General features: G+C 68.8%; 3 protein-coding genes and 1 pseudogene. 2 read left to right on the top strand and 2 right to left on the bottom strand.

The window, feature by feature from the left end:
- A partial coding sequence (locus tag AB1460_RS36805; RefSeq protein ID WP_368967140.1) for a transposase occupies positions 1-301 on the bottom strand: 301 nt, incomplete at its 3' end.
- Positions 302-403: 102 nt separating this feature from the next.
- A complete protein-coding gene (locus tag AB1460_RS36800; protein ID WP_368967138.1) occupies positions 404-1,600 on the bottom strand; it encodes an ISAs1 family transposase in 1,197 nt (398 codons plus the stop codon).
- Positions 1,601-2,210: 610 nt separating this feature from the next.
- On the opposite strand from AB1460_RS36800, the gene AB1460_RS36795 reads away from it, so the two are divergent.
- Positions 2,211-2,417 (top strand): helix-turn-helix domain-containing protein, encoded by a 207-nt coding sequence (locus AB1460_RS36795; protein WP_368967137.1) that lies wholly within the window; start codon positions 2,211-2,213, stop codon positions 2,415-2,417.
- Positions 2,398-2,541: pseudogene (locus tag AB1460_RS36790) on the top strand (transposase); the annotation flags it as partial. The gene AB1460_RS36795 and the pseudogene AB1460_RS36790, both read left to right, overlap by 20 nt.
- Positions 2,542-2,654: the final 113 nt, after the last annotated feature.

Here is a 2,654-nt window from a genome sequence, read left to right as displayed (position 1 = left end):
CGGTATCGGTCAGTTCCGCACCGAGGGCGTACTTCCAGTCGATCGCCCGGACCGCCATCCCCGCGGCCTGCCGGTCCGTCAGGTTCTCAGCGAACTGCAGCACCGTGACCAGCGACAACACCGCCGGTGGTAGACCCGGCGCCCCCCGCCGGCCGAACGCGCCGGTGAACGGCTCATCGACGAACACCTCGGCGAGGCGGTCCCGTAGCCGCATCGCCAACGTCCCCCGCGGGAACGCCGCCCGCGCGACCGCCACCGTCTGCGCCGGGATCTCGGGCAGCCCCTTCGGCTGCAACGACATGTGCCCCACCTCCCGCGGCCCACGAGGCGACCCGGACCGCACAGGAGATCATGCCGCACCCACGACACCCAGCCGAATTAAGCAGCAGAGTCCAGGGCGCCGTCAAAGTCCCTTTTCGCTGATCAGGCCGATGATTTGGAGGACGCGTTCGGGTCTGCGGGCGGTGGCTCGCATGGCTTTGGCGATGCTTCTGTGGCCTGTGAGGCGTAGGGCGCTGATGGCGGTGTCGCGGGCGATCGCCCAGGCGAGTGGGGCGTTGCCGGTGCGGACGGTGTGGCGGTCCTCGTCGAGGACGCGGTCGCGGACGTGGTGGACGGCCTCGACCGTCCAGTGCCCGCGGGCGCGGGCGGCGAGGTGGCGGGGGTAGGCCTGTTCGGCGGGCAGGCTGGTGACCAGGTAGAACACCTCCTCGGACACGGCCGGTTTCGAGGTGATGGTCTTCTTACGCCGGGTGCGTCGGCGCAGTTCGACGACCTGTCTCGTGCCCCAGAAGCCGACGAGTCCCGGCGTGGTGACGGTCAGGGCCTTCAGCGAGCGGACCTCGATCCGGCCGTGGGCCTTCTCGGTCGTCGTGACCAGGTTCGGTGCCTGCCCCCAGGGCAGCCGGGTGAGGTTGGCGTGGACGGTGGGCTGGTTCAGCTTGATCACCAAAAGCCAGTGGCCGCCTCTGGCGCGGATCTTCCGGGCGAGCCGCTCATGGGAATGGAGCGAGTCCGCCGTGACCAGGACATCGGTCAGGTCGAGCCGGCCGGCCAAGGCCTCGACCGCGGCGATCTCGTCGCCGCCGACGACCCGCTGGTGGCCGGCGGCGACGCCGGTGTCGTGCCAGACCGCCTCGACGACCGCCTCCTGGGTCATCGCGCCCGCCTCGGTGAACGACCTCGCGCCCTTGAGGGTCTTGCCGTCGAAGGCCAGCCCCCGCGGCCCCGCCGACGGGTCCGTCACCGTCGCGGCCCGGGCGATCCAGCCCGACAACGCCTGGTCGAGTGCGGTCGGGTCACAGCCCTCGACCAGGCGGCGGATCGTCCGCTCGGACGGCACCCCACGGCTGAGCCCGAACCCGGCCAGCAGCTCCGCGGGCAGGTCGACCGCCCACTCCCAGACCGCGGCGAAGGTCTGCTGACCAGCCAGAACACCGGCGAACCACAGGGCCAGTACCGGCGCCAGCCCAAAGCGGCGCCCCCGCCGTCGACGGCGGGGGCGCACCGCGCCCAGCGCGTCGAGCAGACCGCGGGGCTGCTCGACGGCCCTGGTCGCCAGACAGGCCCGTTGACCGCCGGGAACGTGGGTAGGCGACACTGAAGGCACGGACGCGGCCCCACTCTCGGACGATCATGGTGTAGGAACCTCGATCATCCCGTGGGCGCCGCGTCCGCCCGTTCCCGGGGCCGTTCTCACCGCGACGCCATAGCCGTCACCGGCCCGCGACGCCAGCCGACACGCCGATCACGACTTTGTCGCAGCCCTGCGCCTACATCCCCCGGCCCACCCCGCTCCAGCAACGCGTGCTCGATCTCCTCGGAGTCGACCCGACCAAACCCCCGTGATCAAGAAAACGGGCTGGTCAGAGACCTAAACCGAACGTGCGGAGTACAGGGGGACAAGCCCGATCCTCCCAAATCAGGGACACTTTCCTATCTCTGACACACCCAGCAGGCGATCAGTGGTGATAGCCGAGGCCAGAGCGAGGCTAGAGCAAGTTTCAGCCCTCGCACCCGACCAGCAGCCCGCCCCGTTGACAACGGCCCACGACATCCCCTAACCTTTGGCCCTACATCTGAGACTCGCAGTCTAAAAACTGTCATGCCGCGTCCCGGAGAGGAGGCCTAGGGCCGACCGGTATGTAAGCCGCACTGAACTGAGCGAAGACCTTGGCGCGGTCAAACGGTCGTAGCGACGCCTCGACAGGATGATCGCTACGGCGTCGAGGGACTGGATGGGTCGGCGGGAGCAGTTGACGGTCGAGGAGCGGGAGGTTATTTTGCGGGAGTTGAGCAAGAATCGGTCGGCGCGCTTTATCGCGGCGGCGCTCGGCCGGCATCATTCGACGATTTCGCGGGAGATCGAGCGTAACGGCGGCGAGGAAGATGGAGACCCTTCCCGCCTTCCTTCGTAACAGCGTGGCCTGGGACCAGGGCAAGGAGATGGCCCGCCACGCGGATTTCACCGTCCGAACCGGGATACCGGTGTACTTCTGTGACCCGCATTCACCCTGGCAGCGTGGATCGAACGAGAACACTGTGAGTGTCGGTGGCAGCCCGACCCGGGTTGATCGGCCAGGCTGAGGCCGACGGTGAGAGGTGACTCCCGAGAACACTGGCCGCTCGTGGGCGTGCCTGTCGTTTGACCTGTC

Source organism: Parafrankia sp. FMc2 (assembly GCF_041008525.1).
Classification (GTDB): domain Bacteria; phylum Actinomycetota; class Actinomycetes; order Frankiales; family Frankiaceae; genus Parafrankia.
Note: the sequence above shows the minus strand (reverse complement) of the source record. Positions and strands in the feature narration are given on the sequence as shown.

Coding starts and splice junctions, on each gene's coding strand:
- AB1460_RS36795 (WP_368967137.1), top strand. CDS start 2,211: ATGATCGCTACGGCGTCGAGGGACTGGATGGGTCGGCGGGAGCAGTTG.